Source organism: Kribbella sp. NPDC054772 (assembly GCF_053611945.1).
Genome location: NZ_JBSHBJ010000028.1, coordinates 51,583 through 72,415, shown reverse-complemented (window position 1 = coordinate 72,415; position 20,833 = coordinate 51,583). Strand labels below are relative to the sequence as shown.

Sequence of the window (20,833 nt, the reverse complement as noted above, 5' to 3'; positions counted from 1 at the left end):
AGTCGAAAAAGAACCAGTTACGGCTGAAAGTGGTCCGAGCTGACGCGTGTGAACGTTTTCATGCCCGGACTGGCGAGGTCTCCAGCAAGGACTTCAGGTCGGCGAACACCCGCGGCCAGCCATCCTGGATCATCGTCCGGATCGTGCTGCCGGGCTCGAAGCCCGTGTGGACGACGGTGAGTTTCACCTGGCCGTCGTCGACCGGCTCGAGCTCGAAGATCGCGGTCGACAGCGGCTCCGGGCTGATCTTGTCGCGCAGTTCGTCGTCGAAGCCGACCGCGGTCGCGAATTCCGGCGTGATGTGGTGCCAGGTGTAGGCGAGTCGCCGGTACGGCTCGTGCTCGACGACGACCTGGTCCGAGCCCGAGATCGTCGCCTTGCCGTCGCTCTGGTGCCAGATCATCTCGGAGCCGACCTTCCAGTCGGTCTCGTGGTGCAGCCCCCAGTACTGCTCGGTGAAGGCCGGTTCTGTGAGCGCCCGCCACAGCTGCTCGGGCGTCGTCCGGATGTAGGTCGTGTACACGAAGTCGTTCATGGTGGTCTGAGCCTCCAAAGTCGTCTTGAGGTCTGCGAACAGCTGGACCCGGCGCCGGTCGTACTGCTGGATCCAGCGGTCGGCGATGGCGTTGATCGGCTCGGCGTTGAGGTGGTGCAGCTTCTCTCGCCCGCGCCACACGGTGGTGACGAGATTCGCGCCCTCGAGTACGGCGAGGTGCTTGCTCACCGACTGCCGCGTCATGTCGAGCTCGGCGCACAGGTCGCGCAGGGTCTGCCCGTTGCGCGCATTCAGCAGGTCGAGCAGCCGCCGGCGGCTCGGGTCCGCGAGGGCGCGGAACACCTCGTCGTCCATCACGCTCCGATCAAGTCATGCAGCCGATTGGTTGCATGACCAAAATAGGCAGCCGCTAGGTTGCATGTCAACCACCAAACCTGGTTGACGCCGGAGCGAGGATGGTGGCGTGGAGATCACCAGCCTCGGCTACCGAACGGACCTGTTGCTGCTCGCGCTGGGCGGCAGCGAGTTCGAGGACAAGGGTGCGTACGTCGTTGTGCGGACCCCGGGCAATCCCGGTTTCTGGTGGGGGAACTACCTGCTCTACCGGACGCCGTTCGCACCCGGCGACACCAAGATCCGGCTCGACGACTTCCACCGCGAGTTCCCGGCCGCGGAGCATGTTGCGCTCGGCATCGACAGTGTGGACGGCGAGGTCGGGGCCGCCGACGAGGTCACCGCCGCCGGCTTCACGGTGGAGCCCAGCGTTGTGATGACGGCCGACAGTGTCGTCCCGCCGCAGCGGCCGAACGAGGAGTCGACGTACCGCTTGCTGAGTGGGGACGGGGACTGGGAGCAGCTGTTCCAGCAGGGGCTGGCCACAGCCGCGAGGACAGTTGACGACGCCTACGAGGAGTTCTCGCGGCGGAAAGTGGCGACGCAGCGCGCGCTGGTCGAGGCGGGCCACGGGCTGTGGTTCGGCGCGTTCGACGGTGACCGGTTGCAGAGTTCGCTCGGGTTGATGTTCGACGGCAAGGGTCTGGCGCGGTTCCAGAACGTGCAGACGTCGCTCGAGGACCGGGGTCGTGGGCTGGCCAGCACGCTCGTCCACCGCGCGTCGACGTACGGGCTGAACGAGGGTGGGGCGAAGACGCTGGTGATGGTGGCGGACCCGGAGTACCTCGCGATCCGGATCTATCGGTCGGTCGGTTTCGTCGACTCCGAGACCCAGCTCGGCTTGGTCATTCCGCCCGCGTGAAACAGTAGGGCCATGACTTCCGGGACTGACGGGCGTGGGGTTGTGCTGGTGACCGGCGGGAGTCGGGGGATCGGCGCCGCCGCGGCCCTCGCGCTCGCCGCGGACGGCTGGGACGTCGGCGTGAACTACCGGACGCAGGCCGATGCGGCGGCGGGCGTCGTGAAGGCGTGTGAGGAGCTCGGCCGGCGCGCGATCGCCGTACCGGCGGACATCGTCGAGGCCGACCAGATCGAGCGCCTCTTCGACACCGTGACCGCCGAGCTCGGCCCGATCGGTGCCGTGATCAACAACGCCGGCGTCGTCTCGCCGGCCGGGCGGGTGGCGGAGTACGACGCCGAACGCCTCGACCGGGTGTTCCGGATCAACGCGATCAGCGCCTTCCTGGTCGCCGGCGCCGCGGTCCGCCGGATGTCGACGGCGTACGGCGGCAACGGGGGAGTCCTCGTGAACGTCTCGTCCCGCGCGGCGGTGCTCGGATCGGCCGGCGAGTACGTCGATTACGCGGCGAGCAAGGCCGCGGTCGACGCGCTCACCACCGGCCTGGCGAACGAGGTCGCGCAGGAGGGCGTCCGCGTCCTCGGGGTCCGCCCGGGCCTGATCGAGACCGAGATCCACGAGCCGGGCCGCCTGGACCGTCTGGGTACGACGCCGCCGCTGGCCCGGCCGGGACGGGTCGAGGAGGTCGCGGAGGTGATCGCGTTCCTCGCGTCGGACCGTTCCTCGTACATGACCGGGACGAGCGTCGACGTCTCCGGAGGGCGCTAGTGGGATTGCGGCCGGTAGATCTGGCGCGCCGGGCCGGGGTGTCGACCCAGCTCGTCCGCAACTACGAGGCCGCCGGAATCCTGCCGCCCGCGCCACGGTCGGACACCGGGTACCGGCAGTACGGTCCGGAGCATGTGTCGGCGCTGCTGACGTACCGCGCGCTCGCGCCCGGCTTCGGCGCCGAGACCGCGACCGAGATCATGCGCGCAGTCCACAACGGCGACGAAGCGCTCGCGTACCGACTCGTCGACGCGTCCCATGCCGCCCTCCACGAGCAACGCCTCGCAACGGACGCCGCGAGCGACGCCCTGGCCGCACTCGCCGCGGAGCAGGTTGACGAGCACACCGGCCCGTCGCTCCTGGTCGGCGAACTCGCGCATCGCCTCGGCATCCGGCCGTCAGCACTGCGCGTCTGGGAAGCCGCCGGTCTGCTCGCGCCGACGCGTGAACCGGGGACGAAGTACCGCCGGTACGGCGCCGAACAGGTTCGCGACGCGCGGATCATCCACATGCTCCGCAAGGGGCACTACTACTTCGAGCAGATCAAACCGGTGCTCGACGGGCTCCGCAGGACCGGCAGCACCGAGGCGCTGCGGGCCGCGATCGCCGAGCGCCGCGCCGCCCACGACCGCCAGACCAAAGCGATGCTGTACGGCGCCGCGCTGCTGCACGACCTCATGACTGCGGGACAGCCAGTTGCGTCGGCACCGACCGGCCTCGCACAGTGACCAGCTCACTCGTCCGCCACTGATCGGCCTCACTCGGCTCGCACTCGTCGACAGCGGCCATCGAGGCGATCAACCGCCCCGGAGAGGTCTTGGCGAGCTCGCTCAACCGCGCCGCCTCGTTCACCGGATCCCCGATCACGGTGTACTCGTGCCGCCGTACGTCGCCAACGGTGCCGGCCACCACGATCCCGGCAGTGATCCCGATCCCCGCCGTTGCTTCCGGCAACTCCTCGGCAAGCCTCCGTGCCAGCTCACGTCCGGCACTGAGCGCGCTCCCCGCGGGATCGGGCAGTTCGGCCGGTGCGCCGAAGACGGCCAGCGCGGCGTCACCGGCGAACTTGTTCACGAACCCGCCCTGCCGGTCCACCTCGTCGACCACGATCGCGAAGAACCGGTTGAGCAGCTGCACGACCTCGGTCGGCGGCCGCTGCGTCGCCAGCTCGGTCGATCCGACCAGGTCGATGAACAGCACCGCGGCGAACCGCTCCTCGCCGCCGAGCCGGTCGCTCGTCAGCGCCTCCTGGACGACGCCGGGACCGACGTACCGCCCGAAGACGTCGCGGATCCGTTCCCGCTCGCGCAGCCCCTCGGTCATCCGGTTGAACCCGGCCTGCAGCGACCCGAGCTCGGTGCCGTCGAAGACCGGGATGCTCACGTCGAGCCGGCCCTCGCCGATGAGCGTGAGCGCGTCCCGCACCGAGCGCACCGGAGCCACCACCGACTTGGCCGACAACCAGGTCAGCAGCGCACCGTTGCCGAGCGCCACGATGCCGAGCGCGAGGATCACGATCGACAGCCGCGTCGAGGTGACGTCGCCCTCGATCAGCGCCAGTACGGCGGCCAGCATCAGGCCGGCCACCGGTACGCCGGACCCGACGGCCCAGAAGAACACCGTCCGCGCCTTCAACCCGGCCGCGAGCAGCCGGCGCGGCGGCGGTGAGTCGACCAGGGCCCGCGCCGCGACCGGACGCAGCGCGAACTCGGTCAGCAGGTACGAGACCGCGCAGGTGATGATCGTGCCGTCGATCACGGTGAGCGCGACACGCAGCGCGTTCTCCGGCTGCAGCAGCACCGTCATCACGGTGAAGAACACCGCGGCGACCAGCCAGAGCAGCACCTCGATGAGGGTGAGCCGCAGCGGCAACTGCAGGGTGGCGATCTGCTCCCGGCGGGTCGCCGGTCGGTCCAGGTCGATCCACCGGGTCACGCGGCGGGTCAAGCGGGTGCTCCAGACACAGCCGATCGCCATCGCGAACACGAAGTACAGCGGGATGATGATCGCGTCGACGAGCTGGAGCTGGTCGACCAGCGACGGGCCGGGCAGGACGAAGACGGCGAGCACGAAGACGACCAGCGCGCCGATCAGGTTGGTGCCGATCGAGAAGGTGGTCATCAGGACCTGCAGCCGGGCGCGCAGCCGCCGTGGGCTCTGGTCGGCGGGGCCGAGCAGCCACGATCCGAACGGCCGCCGTCTCAGCACCAGCTCCGGACTGCCGTCGCACGTCATGGTGACAGTCTGCTAGTAGGCACCCCCTGGAGCGCAACCGGTGTCAGGAGCGAACCGGGGTTTTGGCACGTTGGTGCGGATGACCCAGATTGGTCGTCCGAACCGGTCGGGACGTGGGTACTGTTCGTCGGACGCCTCACCCGGGAGCTTCCCTTGACGCACGATCGCCACTCCTATGCCGAGCCGCAGCTGGTTCGGACCACTCACCTCGAGCTCGACCTCGCGCTGGACTTCGACGAGAAAGTGCTGGCCGGCAGTGCCACGCACACCCTCGCCTGGACCGGCCCGGCCGACCGCCTCGTCCTCGACACCCGCGACCTCACGGTGCTGGGCGTCGAGGGGCAGACGGCCGACGGCTGGGAGCCGCTGGAGTTCAGCCTCGGACTCCCGGACAAGGAGCTCGGATCCGCGCTCACGATCCGGACGGCGAGCCATCCGCGGGTGAAGGTCAGTTACCGGACCGCGCCGACCGCGAGCGGGCTGCAGTGGCTGGAGCCGGCGATGACGGCCGGTGGCGTGATGCCATTCATGTTCAGCCAGTCGCAGGCGATCCACGCCCGCAGCTGGGTGCCGCTGCAGGACACGCCGAGCATCCGGTTCAGCTACGCCGCGCACGTCACCGCGCCGCCGGAGTTGATGGTGCTGATGAGCGCCGACAACGGTACGACGTCCCGCCGTACCGGCTCGTACGACGTCGTGATGCCCGAGCCGATCCCGTCGTACCTGCTGGCGATCGCCGCGGGCGATCTGGTCTTCGAGCCGCTCGGTGAGCGTTCCGGTGTGTGGGCCGAGCCCGCCACGGTGCGGAAGGCGGCGACCGAGTTCGTCGACACCGAGGAGATGATGCGGGTCACCGAGGAGCTCTTCGGCCCGTACCGCTGGGGCCGCTACGACCTGCTCGTCCTCCCGCCGTCCTTCCCGTACGGCGGGATGGAGAACCCGCGGATGACGTTCGCGACCCCGACCGTGGTGATCGGCGACAAGTCGCTGGTCAGCGTGATCGCGCACGAGCTCGCGCACAGCTGGTCCGGCAATCTGGTCACCCAGGACAGCTGGGACGACATCTGGCTGAACGAGGGCTTCACGTCGTACGTCGAGAACCGGATCGTCGAGGCGGTCTACGGGTCCGAGTTCGCGCTGATGGAGACCGCGATCAAGCAGCACGCGACCGTCGTGAAGCTGGACCCGCTGACGCCGGCTGAGCTCGCGGTCGAACTGCCGGGTCTGCACCACCGCTCGGAGTACCACGGGACGACGTCGACTGGACCGCTCAAGGGGTCGTGGTTCCTGTCCTGGCTGGAGCAGCGGTTCACGCGGGAGGTCTTCGACCCGTTCCTGCGTGGGTACTTCGACCGGTTCGCGTTCCGCAGCATCAACTCCGACAACTTCGTCGAGCACCTGCAGGAGACTCTGCTCGCGTCGCATCCGGACGTAGTGACGTCCGAGGAGGTGGCCGCGTGGCTGTACGAGCCGGGCATCCCGGCGTTCGCGGAGCGCGCGGCGTCGGCGCGGTTCCAGGTCGTCGACGAGGCGCGGGCCAACTGGCTGACCACGGGCGAGCTGCCGCACGGCGCGGACCGGTGGACGACGCAGGAGTGGCTGCGGTTCCTGGACGCGGCTCCCGACGTACTGAGCCCGGTGTTGCTGCAGCAGCTGGACCGCGCGTTCGGGCTGACCGGGACCGCGAACGGTGAGATCGCGCGGCGCTGGTACCAGATCGTTGCCGCCAGCAGCTACGAGGCGGCGTACGCCGAGATGGCTGGGTTCCTCACCGATGTCGGGCGGATGAAGCTGATCCTGCCGGTCTACCAGGCGCTCGCCGGCACCGACCGCGCCTTCGCCGCCGAGGTCTTCGCCAAGGCCCGCCCCGGCTACCACCCGATCACGACGGCCGCCGTCCAGAAGATCCTCGGCCAGTAGCGCTGGCACACGACCCGGCTGCTAGAGGTCGAGTTTGCGGCGGCGGACTTCGAAGCGGGGGCGGTAGCCGAGGTGGTCGTTGGTACGGCGCATCGGCACGTTGGTGTCGACGGTGTCGGTGAGGAGACCGTCGAGGTCGGGGAAGCGTCGGCGGGTCTCGTGGATCTGCGCGGCCTTCATCCACAGTGCGAGACCGCGGCCGCGGTGCGTGGGGAGGACGGCGGTGCCGTAGTGCTGCCCGTCGCCCTTCCCGTCACCCGGTACGACGACCTCGGTGAAGCCGGCGATCATCCCGGAGCGGTCGATCGCCGCGACGACCGAGATGTGCTCACCACGCTGCTCGATCAGCTGCGCGGCGTACCGGGTCCGCTCGACGTCCCACACGTCGACCCCGGTCCGGATCGTGCCCGAAGGCGCGTCGTCCATCGCCGTCCGCGCATCGGTGAACGTCTGCACCAGCTCGTCCGGTACGACGCCCTCCCACGAGACGAGCCGATACCCAGGCACGTCCGGTACGTCGGGAGTCGGATCGGTCAGGTCGAGTCGGGCGTAGATCAGTGTCAGGCCGATCGCGAAACCGTGGTGCTCGAGGAAGTGGTCGCCGACGGAGTTGACGTCGACGTCGGCCAGCAGGGTCCGGATCTCGTGCTCGCGGCCGCTGGCGACGACCGCGCCGAGCAGTCGCGACCCGATGCCGCGACGCCGTTCGGCGGGGTGCACGGTGAGTTCGAACTCGGCCAGGTGCGCGTGGTGCCGGCGACTGTCGAGTCTGAGGAAGGCGGAGCCCACCGGCGTACCGTCGGCCTCGGTGGCCAGCCAGGCGAGCCGGCGGCTGAGCGGGCGGTAGTCGGGATCCGTCAGTGGAACCAGTTGGATGCTCAAGTGGTCAACATAACGCGGCACTGGATCAGGTGCCGCCGGGTCCCCGATCGGCTACCGTGGCGCGCGGGTCACAGCGGGGTGAGGCGAACGGGGAGAGGAGCCAGGGGTGGAGCAACTGGACGGTGCGGCTCGGGGTGGGATGACCGTACGGACGATCGGTGCCGATCATGTCGCGCTGCGCGAACAGGTCCTCGCGGAACTGCGGCGGCGGATCGTCGACGGTGAGTACGGCCAGGGCGAGCGGCTGACCGAAACCCGGCTCGCGGACGACTTCGGGGTGTCACGCAATCCGGTGCGGGAAGCGCTGCGGGTGGTCGAGGCCGAGGGCTTCGTGCAGATCCTGCCGCGCCGGGGAGCAGTGGTGGCGACGCTCGACGAGACCGCGGTGCGCGACCTGTTCGGCGTACGGCAGCAGCTCGAGACGCTCGCCGCCGGGCTGGCCGCGGAGCGCGCGACGGCCGAGGGGATCGCGACGCTCCGCCGGTTGATCTCGGAGGCGAACGAGGCGACGGCAGCGGCGGATTTCGACCGGGTCGCCGAGCTGAACAGTGCGTTCCACCGGGCCGTGATCGAGGTCAGCGGGAACCGCTGGCTGCACTCGATCTCGGCCGCGATGTACCACCACGTGCACTGGGTGTTCCGGGTCGGCGCGGCGCAGCGGGCACCGCACTCGTCCGAGGAACACGTCCGGCTGGTCGACGCGATCGAGGCGGGCGACGCCGAGGCGGCGAGCACCGCCGCCCGCCTGCACGTCCAGGCCGCCGCGCAGGCGGCGCTGGGTCAGCGACCGACCGCGTAACCCTGCATGCCGCGCGGGTTCGCCGCGGCCGCGAGCACGCCGTCGGCCTCCTTCCGTACGGCGCAGAGCCGGCCGAGGCTCCACGGGTCGGACTCGGTGACGACGTGTCCGCGCCGGACGAGTTCGTCGCGCACGTCCTTGCCGACGCGGGTCTCCACCACGAGCCCGCCGGGTTCGGTGGCGCGCGGGTAGAACGACGACGGGAAGCCGGTGGTGTGCCAGGCCGGTGCGTCGATCGCCTCCTGCAGATCCATCCCGGCGCCGAGGTGCCGGAGCAGGAACAGCAGCTGCCACTGGTCCTGCTGGTCGCCACCGGGCGAACCGCACGCCATCACCGGTTCGCCGTGGCGGAGGACGAGCGTCGGCGTCAGCGTGGTGCGCGGCCGCCTACCGGGAGCGAGTGAGGCCGGCAGGCCCTCCTCGAGCCAGAACATCTGCGCGCGGCTGCCGAGACAGAACCCGAGCTCCGGGATCGTCGGCGACGACTGCAGCCAGCCGCCGCTCGGCGTCGCGGAAATCATGTTGCCCCACCGGTCGACGACGTCGACGTGACAGGTGTCGCCGCGGGTCACGCCGCCGGACGAGACGGTCGGCTCACCGGTCGTGGCGTCGCCCGACTCGTTGCTCGTCGCAACCGACGGGAGCACGGGGTCGCGGCCGTCCGGACTGCCGGGGCGGAGATCGAGCGAGGCGTCCGGCCCGATCAGCTTCGCCCGCTCGGCGGCGTACTCCGGGGACAGCAGCGTGTCGAGCGGTACGTCGGCGCCGTCGCCGTACCAGGCCTCGCGGTCGGCGTACGACAGCTTCATCGCCTCGACCGTCGCGTGCACACCGTCGGCGCTGTCCAGATCTACGTCACCGAGCGCCGCGAGAACCGCGAGCGACTGCAGCAGGCCAGGGCCCTGGCCCCACGGTCCGGTCTTCGCGACGGTGAACCCGTTCCAGTCGTACGTCGCCGGGTCCTCCCAGCTCGCCTCGAACGCGGCCAGGTCATCACCGGTGATCAGGCCGGCGTGGTCCTCGCCGCTGGAGTCCCGGTGCGGGATCCGGGAGAACTTGTCGATCGCCTCGGCGACGAATCCCAGGCGCCAGGTCGTCCGCGCGCGCTCGACCTGCGCCTGCCGGTCGGCGCCAGCCGCTTCGCCTTCCGAGACGAGCTTTTCCAGCGTGGCGGCGTACGCCGGGTTGCTGAATCGGCCGGTCACCGGCCGCCCGCCCTGCAACCAAAGCGCGGCCGAGGTCTGCCAGTGCTTCTCGAAGAGTTCCTGCACCGTGCCGATCGTGTCCGCGACCCGCGGTACCAGCGGATGCCCGTTGCGCGCGTACTCGATGGCCGGCTCGAGTACGACGCTCAACGGCAGCGTCCCGTGATCGCGGAGCAGGAGCAGCCACGCGTCGACCGCGCCCGGAACCGTCGCCGCGAGCGGACCCGAGCCGGGCACGAGCGTCAGACCGAGCGAGCGGTAGTGCTCGATCGTTGCCCCGGCCGGCGCGACGCCCTGACCGCAAAGCACCCGCGGCGTGGGATCCGCGGCGGTCGCGATGATCGCCGGAACCTCACCACCAGGCCCGTTGAGGTGCGGCTCGACCACATGCAGCACGAATCCGGCCGCGGCGCCCGCGTCGAACGCGTTCCCGCCGAGCTCGAGGATCCGCATCGCCGACTGCGACGCGAGCCAATGCGTGGACGAAACCATCCCGAACGTGCCGCGCAAGGTGGGCCGGGTGGTGAACGTCATCGAGACACTCCTTCTGTTAGGCGTACATCCGGGCCGGTGCCGTCTTCGTTCACGAGGTGACAAGCCACCTGGTGTCCACCTTCTCCGATCGTGCGTGGTTCCGGGACGACTGTCCGGCATTTGTCGACCGCGACCGGGCACCGGGTGTGGAAGCGGCAGCCGGGCGGTGGGTCGATCGCGGACGGGAGATCGTCACCGAGCAGCACGGGACGGCGGGCCCGTTGCTCGGCGGGATCGGGGACGGGCGCCGCGGACAGCAGCGCCTGCGTGTACGGGTGGGCCGGCTTCCCGAAGATCCGCGTGCGCGGACCTTGCTCGACGAGCTGACCGAGGTACATCACGGCCACCTCGTCAGCGAGGTACTCGACCGCCGACAGATCGTGCGTGATGAACAGGCACGCGAACCCGAGGTCCCGCTGCAGATCCGCCAGCAGATTGAGTACGGCGGCCTGCACCGAGACATCCAGCGCACTCGTCGGCTCGTCGGCCACGAGCAACCGCGGCTCGGAGATCAGCGCGCGGGCGATGCTGACGCGCTGACGCTGACCACCGGACAGCTCGTGCGGCGCCCGCTGGGCGACCTCGGGACGCAGACCGACCCGGCGGAGCGCGTCGGCGACCTTCGCCGGGATGTCCTTGCGGCGCATCAGCCGGAGTGGCTCGCCGACGATGTCGCCGACCGACAGCCGCGGGTCGAGTGAGCCCGCCGGATCCTGGAAGACGATCGAGACGTCGCGACGATGCGGACGGAGCTGACGGCGATTCAGATGGGTGATGTCGGCTCCGGCCAGCTGGACCGTTCCGCCCGTCGGTTCGAGCAGTCGCACGATGCAGCGACCGACCGTGGACTTGCCGGAGCCGCTCTCGCCGACCAGCGCGACGACGGAGCCGGGCCGGATCCGGAGCGTCACACCGTCGACGGCGCGCACCGGTCCGAAGTGCATGACCAGGTCTTCGACAGCGAGCGCGTCCATCAGACCTCCACTGGTTCGCGAACCGGGTTCCAGCACGCGACACGGTGCGGACCGTCGGTGAGTCGCGGCTGGGACGACGTACACGTGTCGACGGCCCGGGTGCAGCGGTCGGCGAACGTGCAGGCGTCGGGCTGTTCGGTGAGCACCGGGACCAGGCCGGGGATCTCGTTGAGGCGTTGCGACTCCGCGTGCCGTCCGGCGGCGGGGGAGGCGCCGAGCAGGCCCACGGTGTAGGGATGTTGCGGGCGTGCGAACAGGTCGTGGACCTCGGCGGTCTCGACCACGCGTCCGGCGTACATCACCGCGACCCGGTCGGCGAGGTCGGCGACGACACCGAGGTCGTGCGTGATCAGGACGATGCTCGTCCCGAGACGTTCGCGCAGACCCCGCAGTACGTCGAGGATGCCGGCCTGGATCGTGACGTCGAGTGCCGTCGTCGGCTCGTCGGCGATCAGCACCTTCGGGTCGCAGGCGACCGCCATCGCGATCATCACCCGCTGCCGCATGCCGCCCGAGAGCTGGTGTGGGTAGTCGCTGACCCGGCGTTCGGCGGACGGGATGCCGACGAGCTTGAGCAGTTCGATCGCGCGGGCGTGCGCCGCCTGCCGGTTGAGTCCGACGTGCGTCCGCAGTACCTCGCTGATCTGGTGGCCGACCGTGAAGACCGGGTTCAGCGAGGTCATCGGCTCCTGGAAGATGTACGCCACCTCGCGGCCGCGGATCGACCGGAGCGTGCGCTTGTCGGCGCCGATCAGCTCGGTGCCGTTCAGGCGGACCGAGCCGCCGACCGTGGCCGTCCGGGGGAGTAGCCCGGCGATACTCATCGCGGTGACGCTCTTGCCGCAGCCGGACTCGCCGACGACCGCCAGTACTTCGCCGTCGCCGATCTCCAGGCTGATCCGGTCCACCGCGGACAACGGACCGTCCTCGGTCCGGAAGGTGACGGTGAGATCTTGCACTGCGAGGATCGGTTTCATCGGCGGCTCGCCTTCGGGTCGAGGGCGTCACGGAGGCTGTCGCCGACGATGTTGAACGCCAGCGTGAGCAGCATGATCGCGACGCCCGGCATCACCGCGGCCCACGGCGCCCGGGACGCGAACTGCTGCGCGTCGGCGAGCATCGTGCCGAGGCTCGGGGCCGGCGGCTGGATGCCGAGGCCGAGGAACGACAGCACCGCCTCGCCGAGGATCGCCGCCGGGATGCCGACGGTGGCCTGGACGATGATCGCGGACCCGGCGTTCGGCAGGATGTGCCGCCCGAGCACCCAGGCGTCGCTCGCACCCTCGACGATCGCGGCGGCGACGAAGTCCAACGACTTCAGCCGGAGCGTCTCGGACCGGACGATCCGGATCATCCCCGGGATCTGGGCGATGCCGATCGCGATCGCCGCGTTCCCGAGGCTCGCGCCACGAATCGCAGCCAGCCCGACCGCGAGGATCAGGAACGGGAACGCCAGCACCAGGTCGGTGAGCCGCGAGATCAGCGCGTCTATTGGCCGGAAGTAGCCAGCGACCAGACCTAGCGGTACACCGATGACGAGCGAGAACGCGACGGCGAGGATGCCGACGTGGAGAGATGCCCGGAGCCCGAACATGATCCGCGACAACACGTCCCGGCCGAGGTCGTCGGTACCGAGCAGATAGCCGGCGGTCCCCGGAGCGGAGAACGCGCGGTCGAGGTGGTTCTGCGTGGGCTCGTGCGGCGCCAGCCAGTTCGCGAACACCGCGAGCACGATCGCGATCGCCAGTACGGCGAGCCCGGTGAGAGCCAGCGGGTTGTGGAGGATCCGGCGTACCACTCGGCTCCGGGTACTGCGCAGTGGTGCCGCTGTCAGCGCTTCGGCGACCGCCATCACACCTCACCTCGCACGCGGATCCGCGGGTCGATGACGGAGTACAACAGATCGACCAGCAGATTGATGACGATGTACGCCGTCGCGGTCACCAGCACGACCGCCTGGATGACCGGGTAGTCGCGCTGGAAGACGGCGTCGACGGTCAGCTTGCCGAAGCCGGGCAGCGCGAAGATCCGTTCGGTCACCACGGCACCCGAGATCAGCGCGCCGAGCTGCAGGCCGACGATCGTCACGACCACGATCAGACTGTTGCGCAGGGCATGCTTTCCGATCACGGCCGTCGGCGGCAGGCCCTTCGCCTCCGCCGTCCGGATGTAGTCGGCGGAGAGCGCGTCGAGCATCGAGGAACGGGTCTGGCGCATGATCACCGCGGCCAGGCCGGTCCCGAGAATCAGCGCCGGCAGGATCAGGTGGTGCAGGTTCGCGACCGGGTTACTGAAGAACGGTACGAAGCCGGACGCGGGAAAGAGGCCGAGGGCAACGGACAGGTAGAGGATCGCCATCAGCCCGAGCCAGAAGTGCGGCACCGACAGGCCGAGCAGGGCGAGCGCGTTCGCCGCCCACTCGGCCGGCCGGCCACGCCGGACCGCGGCCACCACACCGGCACCGACCCCGATCACACTCGCGATCAGAATCGCCAGCACCGACAGTTCGATCGTCACCGGCAACGCGCTGACGATCATCGAGCGCACCGGGGCGCCGGTCCGGATCGACTCCCCGAGATCGCCGCGCGCCGCATGACTGACGAACTGCCAGAACTGCACCAGCCAGGACTGATCCAGCCCGTACTGCTGCCGGATCGCACGGAGCGACTCCGGATCCCGGTCCTCACCGGCCAGCGCCAGCGCGGGATCACCCGGCAACGCCCGCACGCCGGCGAACACCACGATCGTCGCGAGCACGAGCGTCACCGCCGACTGCCACAACCGATTGAGGAGGTACCGCCTCACTTCGCGAATCCTGCGAAGGCGGTGCGGATGACGCCGTCGGGGTAGACCTGGATGCCGAGCAGCTTCTTGGAGACACCGGTGAGGTTGCGCTGGCGGTACATGTAGATGATCGGGTCGTCGGCCTGGAGCTTGGTGACGACGTCGCCGTACAGCTTGACGCGGTCGGCCTGGTTGGTGGCCTGGCGGGCGTCGGTGAGCAGCTTGTCCACGTCGGGGCTGCTGTAGCCGGCGACGTTCTGGCTGCCGGTGGTGGCGACGAAGCTGTAGATATTCGCGTCCGGGTCGACGCGGCCCGACCAGCCCAGCTGGAGGAGCTCGAAGTCACCGCGGTCCTGCTGGTCCAGCAGAGCGGCGTACTCGACCGGCTTGATGACCAGCTCGAAGCCGCCCTCCTTCACCATGCCCTGCAGGGCCTGGGCGAGCCGCAGACTGTCCGGGTTGTTCGACGTGATCATCTCGACCTTGTACGGCGTCTGCACGCCGGCGTCGGCCAGCAACTGCTTGGCCTTCGCGGTGTCGTGGGCCGGACACGTCTGCGCCGCGTCGGACGTGAACTCGCTCTTCGGCGACACCGGCGAGCACGCGACCGTGTTCAGGCCGTTGAAGATCGACTTCACCAGCGCCTCACGGTCGATCGACAGCGCCAGCGCCTGCCGGACCCGCGGGTCCTTCGCGATCGGGGTGTCGAGCGGCTTCAGCGGGTTGCCGATCCCGTTCGCGTTGGCGACGTTGATCGTCAGGCCCTGGTACCCGAGCGACTGGGACTGCAGCACGCTGACGGTGTCGTCCTTCTGCAGTTCGGGTGCGTCCTGCGTCGACAGCGAGTCCGCGACCTGCGCGTCGCCGGACTTCAGGTTCGCCGACCGGATGCTCGAGTCGGTGATGATCCGGTACTCGATCCCGTCCAGGTGCACCTTCGCCGCGTCGTAGTACTGCGGGTCCTTGACCACCTTGATCGAGTTCTGCGCGACCCGGCTGGCGAACTTGAACGGGCCGACGCACACCGGCGCGGTGGAGAAGTTCGCGCCGAGCTTCGTGACCGCGGCCGGGCTGAGCACCATGCCGGCGCGGTCGGCGAGCGCGGCGGCCAACGGTGCGAACGGCTTGGACAGCTTGATGACGACCGTCTTCGCGTCCGGTGTATCGATCGAGGTGATCGGACCGAGTTCGCTCTTGCGCGCCGAGCCGGCCAGCGTCAGATGACGGTTCAGCGAGACCTTCACCGCGTTCGAGTCGAAGGCGGTGCCGTCGGCGAACTTCACGCCCTCCTTCAGCGGGATCGTCAGGCTGAGGCCGTCGCTGGAGATCTTCGGGAGCGCGGTCGCGAGCTGGGGGACCACCTTGGCGTCGGAGCCGAGGTCGTACAGCTTCTCGCACATCGTGTGGAAGACGTAGCGCGAGTACAGGCTGCGGGACAGCGTCGGGTCGAGCTTGTCCGGGTCGGCGGAGAGCGCGACCGTCAGCGTCCCGCCCTGCTTGACCTGCGCCGCGTCGGCGGGCTCCCCGAACACATCCTGTCCGCCGGCGGCCTGGCTACCGGTGGACGGACTGTCGCTACCGGCCGGCTCGACCGGTGAGCAGGCGGTGCCGGTCAGGGCCAGCGCGACAACGGCCGCGCCGGTCCCGACCAGACTCCTGGTGGTGAAGCGGTTCAGTGCAAGTCGACGAGTCATCGCGTGCTCCTGAGTAGGCGGATGCAGCCGACTGTTTCATGTATACAACCCAGGTGCGCAAGTGATTCGGCGAGTTTGACTGAACCTTTTACGACCGCTGCTAGACGGTGACCGGGTACCGCAGGTCGCCGGCCGGTACGTCGTGGTTGCCGAGCGCGATCGCCATCAGGTTCGGTCCGTCGTACTCCGGATGGTGGATACCGAACTCAGTAGCCTGTCGGAATCCGAACCGCGGATAGTACGTATCGTGACCGAGCACCACGACCGCCCGCTCACCACGATCACGCGCTGTCGCCAGGGCGGCCTCGATCGCGGCACCACCGGCTCCTTGCCGTTGGTACGCCGGAAGCACGGCGACCGGTCCGAGTGACAGGACCGGTACGTCGCCGACGTAACAGCGGGTGAGGAGCGCGTAGGCGATCGGCCGGTCGTCGACCGTTGCGACGAACGAGAGGCCGGGGATCCAGGCGGCCGGCGAGGCGCGATGCGCGTCGAGGAAGTCGACCTCGTACTGCCGGCCGAAGGCATCGCGGGTCAGCGAGCGCAGGGTTTGGATGTCGGACGGCGTCTCGACACGGGTGTTCCAGGACAGCTGGGACAACGGAATGTCCTTCCGGAGGATGAGTGGATGAGCTGCAGGACTGAGCGCGCTCCCGGACGTGCCGCAGCGCGGGATCGCGCGGTCATCAACTCACCTCCTCCGAAGTCGAACCCAACTTTAACCGAGGGTGAGGCGTCAATTCTCCTGAGTTTCCGATGACGCTTATGACAAGGGGAGTTGCTATGAAGGTTGTCGCTCGGGGGAATCGTCAAGGTCTTCGCAAATGGAGAACGTACGTCGTGGGAGCCGGGGTCACCGCTGCGCTCCTGACGGCCGCGGCGTGTGGCTCGGCCAATGCGACGGACGGGAGAAAGCCTTCCGACGCAACTGTTTCAGCCAGTACGACGCCGTCGTCTACGGCAACGACCGCTGCGACCTCAGAGACGCCGACCGCTTCGGCGAGCACGAGTCCGTCGGCGAAGCCGGCCAAGTCGACGACCTCCAAGAAGCCGAGCGAGGCGAGCGTCGAGCTGTGCGCGATGGACGACCTGAAGTTCACGGTCACGAACTACGACGCGCAAGGTGAGCAGGTCCGGCACCTGATGCTCGAGGCCACCAACACGAGCGCCACGAAGTGCGAGGTCGCGAACTACCCGGAGGTCACGCTCGGGAACGCCCAGCGCCCGGCCCCGGTCAAGGCCGGGACCGAACCCGGCGAGGTCATCACCATCGCTCCCGGCGAGAAGGCGTACGCCGGCGTGCTCGCCACCGGCGGTCACAGGGACACCTACACGGTGAAGTTCATCGCGATCAGCCTCGGAAGCCCCGGCGGCGAGGCCCCGGCGCCGGAGCCGGTCCGGGTGAAGATGCCCGTGACCTCCTTCGAGGCCGACGACGGCCAGCTCGTCACGACCTGGGCAGGCACCGAGGGCATGGCGATGCGCCCCGTCACCTCCTGACGCAGCCGGTCTACCAGTTCACGACCAGCGGGTCCTTCGACGGCGGGCCGGCCGGTGTCCACGTGTCGTCGACCAGCCGGTACGGGTGCCAGCGGCCGTGGCGATCGAGCCGGAGCTGACTGTCCGCGCCGAGCGTCAAGTGGTTCGCTGACGTCGTGATGGTCAGGTCGTCGTCCGCAGCGAGCAGTTCGGTCCGTGCGCGGTTCAGGTCGGCCGCATCGGGAGTCCAGGTGTGCTCCAGTACGTCGAGGCCGGGCGCGCCGCCGTACCGCCAGGCTTCGATGCCGGGGGCAAGGTTCCGCCCGGTGGACTCGGTCAGTGCGGTGACGAGCTCGGGGAAGTCGGTGGCCAGCCGGACGGAGTCCTGCCACTCGTCGAGCGGCTGTGGCTCGGCGGTGCCGTGCAGGAGCGCGTTCAGGATCGAGCGCGCGCGGCGGGCGGCGTCGAGCACCAGCACCTGCAGGGCCTGCGGCCCGAAGCCGTCGGGCGGTTCGATGCCCGTCACCGCGAGCTCATCCGGACCGATCTTCGCCGGGAGCTCCGGCGGACCGGGAAGCTCGGCCGGGATCTCGGACAGGACGTCGGCGACCGAGACGCCCGCTTCCTCGACAGGCTGGATGGACGCGGCCTGCAGATCGTCGAGGAGGGCCTCGCGGGTGCGGCCGCGGACCAGGAGCAGGACGAACGGGTCGGCGTCGAGCAGCCAGGCGACCTGGTAGCAGAGCGCGGCCGCGTGCTGGCAGGGGAGTTCCCAGGCGTCGCACGTACAGCTCGGGTCGAGATCGCCGATGCCCGGCAGCAGCGTGACGCCGGCGTCGGCCGCGGCCTCGACCAGGCTGTGCGGCATCTCGCCGTCGAGCAACGCGGCGATGTGCCCTGCACGCGCGGCGACCTGCTCCTGGAACCGGCGCCAGTCGTCGTCGCTCAGCTCGTCGACGTACACGACGGACTCGTAGGTGTCCTCGGGGGAGTAGACGGTCGCCGCGATCCGGCCCGGACTGATCGTGATGGTGCCGACCTGGCCCGAGTTCGCGTACTGGCGGCCCTTGCGGAGCTGACCGTTGTCCAGCGACGTGTCCTCCAACGCCTGCACCCACGCCCGGGCCCACCAGGACCGCCCGCGAGTACTCCGCCGCTGCATCCCGAACGCCGGGAATCCCTGTGCCTCAGTCATCGGGCACCTGCCCGGAGCTCGACGAGGTCGGCCAGTTCGGAGTCGGAGAGTTCGGTGAGGGCCGCCTCGCCGCCCGACAGCACCGCTTCGGCGAGCTCGCGCTTGGCGGCGAGCATGCCGGCGATCCGGTCCTCAATGGTGCCTTCGGCAATCAACCGGTGCACCTGCACCGGCCGCGTCTGCCCGATCCGGTACGCCCGGTCCGTCGCCTGATCCTCGACCGCCGGGTTCCACCACCGGTCGAAGTGCACGACGTGATCCGCACGCGTCAGGTTCAGCCCGGTGCCCGCAGCCTTCAACGAGAGCAGGAACACGCGGACCTCACCGGCCTGGAAGCGATCCACCATCTCCTCGCGCTGAGGCACCGGTGTCCCGCCGTGCAGCAGTTGCGTCGGTATCCCGCGCTCCGCCAGATGCCGCTCGAGCAGCCGGGCCATCGCGACGTACTGCGTGAAGACGAGGACTGCGCCGTCCTCGGCGACGATGGTCTCGAGGAGCTCGTCGAGGAGCTCGAGTTTGCCGGAGCGACCGGTCAGCCGCGCGTCGCCGGGCTCTTTGAGGTACTGCGCCGGGTGGTTGCAGATCTGTTTGAGACCGGTCAGGAGCTTCACGATCAGCCCGCGGCGCGCCATCCGGTCACTCGCGCGAACCTCGTCCATCAACTCGCGAACCGTTGCCTCGTACAACGCAACCTGCTCGCGCGTCAGCGACACCGGCTGATCGGTCTCGGTCTTCGGCGGCAACTCCGGCGCGATCCCCGGGTCCGACTTCCGCCGGCGCAGCAGGAACGGGCGCACGAGTTTCGCGAGCCGCGCCGCGACCTGCTCGTCCTTGTCCGCCTCGATCGGCGTCGCCCACTGGTTCCGGAAGCTGCCGAGCCGCCCGAGCAGCCCGGGCGTCGTCCAGTCGAGAATCGCCCACAACTCGGAGAGGTTGTTCTCCACCGGAGTACCGGTCAGGGCGACCCGCGCCTGCGCGGGGACGGTCCGCAGCGCCTTCGCCGTACCGGAGGTCGGGTTCTTCACGTGCTGCGCCTCATCGGCGACGACGAGCCCCCACCGATGATCGGCCAGCCGTACGGCGTCGCGCCGCAGGGTGCCGTACGTCGTGAGCACGAACCCCTCGCGCGCGTCGTCGAGTGAACGAGACGTGCCGTGGAACCGCCGCACCGGAGTGCCGGGCGCGAACCGTTGCACCTCGCGCTCCCAGTTGCCGAGGAGCGAGGCAGGGCAGACCACGAGCGTCGGGCCGGCGGTGTCGTCGGACTGCTGGCGTTGAACGTGTAGGGAGATGAGCGTGATCGTCTTGCCGAGGCCCATGTCGTCCGCGAGGCAGCCACCGAGGCCGAGCGACGTCATCCGGGCCAGCCAGCGGAGGCCGCGGAGCTGATAGTCGCGCAGGGTGGCGTTCAGACCGGGCGGCGCTTCGATCGGTTCGTCGGCGCGGTCGGGGTCGGCGATCCGGGCGCGGAGATCGTCGAGCCACTTCGTCGGCGTGACGGTGACCTGCTGGCCGTCGATCTCGGCGGTGCCGGTGAGCGCGACGCCGAGCGCGTCGATGGCCGTGACAGGTTTGAGGACGCGTTCGCGGGCCTTGCGCGCCAGCTCGGGATCGATGAGCATCCACTGGTCGCGAAGCCGGACCACCGGGCGGGTGGCTTCGGCGAGCTGGTCGAGCTCGGCCTCGGTCAGCGGATCGTCGCCGAGGGCAACCTGCCAGCTGAAGTCGAGCGTCTTCGCACCGCCGAAGAACCCGGGCATGTCACTCGGCGGACCATCCGCCGAGGTGATCGCAGCACGGGCCTTGAGCGCGCGGCCGAGGCTACGCGGCCAGTGCAGGTCGACACCGGCCGCAGCCAACCGCTGCGCCGACCCAGCGAGCAGATCGGCGACCTCTTCATCCGCCAACTCCATCCGATCCGGTACGGCGGAGTCGAGCAGGCGACCGAGTGGCGCCCAGACACGGGCCGCACGCCGGATCGCCAGGGTGGCGTCGATACGGGCGCGCGGTCCGAAGCCGGGAACGTCCTCGGCCCAGACGTCGTCGGCGTCGCGCACGAGCGTTGGGTCCTTGAGGCTGTGCAGCTGGACGGCGGCGCTGAAGGCGAGCGCTTCGGTCATGTCGATCCGGAGCGAGATGCGGACTCCGGTGTCGAGACCGGCGGAGACTTCGTCCGCCCAGGGACGGAGACGGTCGGCGCGTTGCGGTGCGGTGGCGGTGAACAGGTTCGTCTGGTGTGCCTTGGCGGCGGCCGGCGATCGAGGCATCCCGTCGGCGACCGCATCCAGGAACTCCCGCACCACGTCCTCGGCGACCGGTAGCCGTACCTCGTCTCCCGGCAGCGGCAGCGCACGGGCCGAGGCGGGCATCGACTCGGCGAGGGTGAGGACGCGGGTGATGTCCTCGGGGTCCAGCGGGCCGACGCGCCAGGCGTCGTGGCCCGCGGGGGAGACGCCGGGGAGGAGCTTGCCCCGGGCAACCAGCTGAAGTGCGACCAGCGACGCCCCTCCCCAGAAGGCCGCCGACGGATGCGAACCCGGCGCACGCCGCATCCGCCCGAGGACAGGCACCGCCTCGGAAACAGGTCGCTGGATCGCTGCGACCTGCTGAAGCTGA

At 69.7% G+C, this 20,833-nt stretch carries 19 protein-coding genes; 6 read left to right on the top strand and 13 right to left on the bottom strand.

The genetic code is table 11. The annotated features are described in order from the left end of the window. Window positions 1–58: 58 nt before the first annotated feature. The gene (locus tag ACWGID_RS31825) at window positions 59–850 is read right to left on the bottom strand and encodes an ArsR/SmtB family transcription factor (protein ID WP_452202875.1); all 792 of its coding nucleotides are present in this window, start codon (window positions 848–850) and stop codon (window positions 59–61) included. A 109-nt stretch (window positions 851–959) separates the two neighbouring features. Between ACWGID_RS31825 and ACWGID_RS31820 the strand changes: the two genes are divergently transcribed. The 3 genes from ACWGID_RS31820 to ACWGID_RS31810 are packed head-to-tail and all read left to right on the top strand — an operon-like array spanning window position 960 to window position 3,244. After that, the gene (locus ACWGID_RS31820) at window positions 960–1,751 is read left to right on the top strand and encodes a GNAT family N-acetyltransferase (RefSeq protein WP_452202873.1); all 792 of its coding nucleotides are present in this window, start codon (window positions 960–962) and stop codon (window positions 1,749–1,751) included. 12 nt (window positions 1,752–1,763) lie between these two features. Next, window positions 1,764–2,516: an SDR family oxidoreductase gene (locus ACWGID_RS31815; RefSeq protein WP_452202871.1), complete on the top strand. Its 753-nt coding sequence runs from the start codon at window positions 1,764–1,766 to the stop codon at window positions 2,514–2,516. Next, window positions 2,516–3,244, top strand: a complete 729-nt coding sequence (locus ACWGID_RS31810) for a MerR family transcriptional regulator (RefSeq protein ID WP_452202869.1) — start codon at window positions 2,516–2,518, stop codon at window positions 3,242–3,244. Before ACWGID_RS31815 ends, ACWGID_RS31810 begins: the two co-directional genes overlap by 1 nt. On the opposite strand, the gene ACWGID_RS31805 is transcribed toward ACWGID_RS31810, so the two are convergent. Beyond that, window positions 3,192–4,751, bottom strand: coding sequence for an adenylate/guanylate cyclase domain-containing protein (locus ACWGID_RS31805; RefSeq protein WP_452202867.1), 1,560 nt, complete (start codon window positions 4,749–4,751; stop codon window positions 3,192–3,194). The two genes, ACWGID_RS31810 and ACWGID_RS31805, sit on opposite strands and share 53 nt — an antisense overlap. Window positions 4,752–4,904: 153 nt before the next feature. On the opposite strand from ACWGID_RS31805, the gene ACWGID_RS31800 reads away from it, so the two are divergent. Continuing rightward, window positions 4,905–6,671 carry a M1 family metallopeptidase gene (locus ACWGID_RS31800; protein ID WP_452202865.1) on the top strand — a complete coding sequence of 589 codons (1,767 nt, stop codon included), beginning with the start codon at window positions 4,905–4,907 and terminating at the stop codon, window positions 6,669–6,671. 21 nt (window positions 6,672–6,692) lie between these two features. Here ACWGID_RS31800 and ACWGID_RS31795 read toward each other — a convergent pair whose 3' ends face one another. Then, on the bottom strand, window positions 6,693–7,553 hold the full coding sequence (locus ACWGID_RS31795) for a GNAT family N-acetyltransferase (RefSeq protein WP_452202863.1): 861 nt from the start codon (window positions 7,551–7,553) through the stop codon (window positions 6,693–6,695). 106 nt (window positions 7,554–7,659) lie between these two features. Between ACWGID_RS31795 and ACWGID_RS31790 the strand changes: the two genes are divergently transcribed. Then, complete coding sequence (locus ACWGID_RS31790; protein ID WP_452202861.1) at window positions 7,660–8,352, top strand: GntR family transcriptional regulator; 693 nt, start codon at window positions 7,660–7,662, stop codon at window positions 8,350–8,352. Here ACWGID_RS31790 and ACWGID_RS31785 read toward each other — a convergent pair. From ACWGID_RS31785 to ACWGID_RS31750, 8 genes are all read right to left on the bottom strand, one after another. Then, complete coding sequence (locus ACWGID_RS31785) at window positions 8,334–10,091, bottom strand: gamma-glutamyltransferase family protein (RefSeq protein ID WP_452202859.1); 1,758 nt, start codon at window positions 10,089–10,091, stop codon at window positions 8,334–8,336. The genes ACWGID_RS31790 and ACWGID_RS31785 overlap by 19 nt on opposite strands. After that, the gene (locus tag ACWGID_RS31780; RefSeq protein ID WP_452202857.1) at window positions 10,088–11,065 is read right to left on the bottom strand and encodes an ABC transporter ATP-binding protein; all 978 of its coding nucleotides are present in this window, start codon (window positions 11,063–11,065) and stop codon (window positions 10,088–10,090) included. Before ACWGID_RS31780 ends, ACWGID_RS31785 begins: the two co-directional genes overlap by 4 nt. Beyond that, window positions 11,065–12,042 carry an ABC transporter ATP-binding protein gene (locus ACWGID_RS31775; RefSeq protein WP_452202855.1) on the bottom strand — a complete coding sequence of 326 codons (978 nt, stop codon included), beginning with the start codon at window positions 12,040–12,042 and terminating at the stop codon, window positions 11,065–11,067. The genes ACWGID_RS31780 and ACWGID_RS31775 overlap by 1 nt, the downstream gene beginning before the upstream one ends. Next, window positions 12,039–12,917: an ABC transporter permease gene (locus tag ACWGID_RS31770; RefSeq protein ID WP_452202854.1), complete on the bottom strand. Its 879-nt coding sequence runs from the start codon at window positions 12,915–12,917 to the stop codon at window positions 12,039–12,041. Before ACWGID_RS31770 ends, ACWGID_RS31775 begins: the two co-directional genes overlap by 4 nt. Then, window positions 12,917–13,870: an ABC transporter permease gene (locus ACWGID_RS31765; RefSeq protein ID WP_452202852.1), complete on the bottom strand. Its 954-nt coding sequence runs from the start codon at window positions 13,868–13,870 to the stop codon at window positions 12,917–12,919. Before ACWGID_RS31765 ends, ACWGID_RS31770 begins: the two co-directional genes overlap by 1 nt. Beyond that, window positions 13,867–15,543, bottom strand: a complete 1,677-nt coding sequence (locus ACWGID_RS31760; protein WP_452202850.1) for an ABC transporter substrate-binding protein — start codon at window positions 15,541–15,543, stop codon at window positions 13,867–13,869. Before ACWGID_RS31760 ends, ACWGID_RS31765 begins: the two co-directional genes overlap by 4 nt. Window positions 15,544–15,643: 100 nt before the next feature. Then, window positions 15,644–16,144: a GNAT family N-acetyltransferase gene (locus tag ACWGID_RS31755; RefSeq protein ID WP_452202848.1), complete on the bottom strand. Its 501-nt coding sequence runs from the start codon at window positions 16,142–16,144 to the stop codon at window positions 15,644–15,646. A gap of 208 nt (window positions 16,145–16,352) precedes the next feature. Next, window positions 16,353–16,643 (bottom strand): hypothetical protein, encoded by a 291-nt coding sequence (locus ACWGID_RS31750; protein ID WP_452202846.1) that lies wholly within the window; start codon window positions 16,641–16,643, stop codon window positions 16,353–16,355. Here ACWGID_RS31750 and ACWGID_RS31745 point away from each other — a divergent pair. After that, on the top strand, window positions 16,624–17,043 hold the full coding sequence (locus ACWGID_RS31745; protein ID WP_452202844.1) for a DUF4232 domain-containing protein: 420 nt from the start codon (window positions 16,624–16,626) through the stop codon (window positions 17,041–17,043). The two genes, ACWGID_RS31750 and ACWGID_RS31745, sit on opposite strands and share 20 nt — an antisense overlap. Before the next feature lie 10 nt (window positions 17,044–17,053). Here ACWGID_RS31745 and ACWGID_RS31740 read toward each other — a convergent pair whose 3' ends face one another. Together ACWGID_RS31740 and ACWGID_RS31735 are read right to left on the bottom strand one after the other, a co-directional pair. Continuing rightward, entirely contained in the window at window positions 17,054–18,217 is a 1,164-nt protein-coding gene (locus ACWGID_RS31740; RefSeq protein ID WP_452202842.1) for an SWIM zinc finger family protein, read from the bottom strand. Next, entirely contained in the window at window positions 18,214–20,586 is a 2,373-nt protein-coding gene (locus ACWGID_RS31735; RefSeq protein ID WP_452202949.1) for a DEAD/DEAH box helicase, read from the bottom strand. Before ACWGID_RS31735 ends, ACWGID_RS31740 begins: the two co-directional genes overlap by 4 nt. Between the last annotated feature and the right edge of the window lie 247 nt (window positions 20,587–20,833).